The sequence below is a fragment of the Bowmanella dokdonensis genome, from assembly GCF_017254865.1.
GTDB lineage: Bacteria > Pseudomonadota > Gammaproteobacteria > Enterobacterales > Alteromonadaceae > Bowmanella > Bowmanella dokdonensis.
In genome coordinates this window covers 1-329 of the sequence record NZ_JAFKCV010000236.1, presented here as the reverse complement: position 1 = coordinate 329, position 329 = coordinate 1, and the positions used below count along the sequence as shown (strand labels likewise).

Below are 329 nucleotides of genomic sequence, written 5' to 3'. Positions count from 1 at the left end.
AGAATACCGGCTACTCACCTAATGCTGGTAACGAGGATCTAAAAGAAGAGACTGCCGATACCTATACCCTGGGCATCACCGCATCCCCAAGTTTCCTGGAAAACTTCAATATTGCGGTAGATTACTATGACATTACTATCAAAGATGCCATTCGTTCTATTGATAACGAAAAGATCCTGAAAGAATGTTATGACTCATCTGTGCCCTTTGGTGAAGGTAACCGATTCTGTGGCGATATCACCCGTGACACCGAAGGTAATATCACCCAGTTGATTCAGCGTGAATTTAACCTGGCTGATGAAAAGTCGCGTGGCTATGACGTTTCTATG

1 protein-coding gene is annotated in these 329 nt (G+C 43.8%); it reads left to right on the top strand.

Translation table 11 applies throughout. From position 1 onward, the window contains the following. The coding region (locus J0A66_RS22375) for a TonB-dependent receptor domain-containing protein (protein WP_206576030.1) at positions 1-329 on the top strand (329 nt) is incomplete at both ends.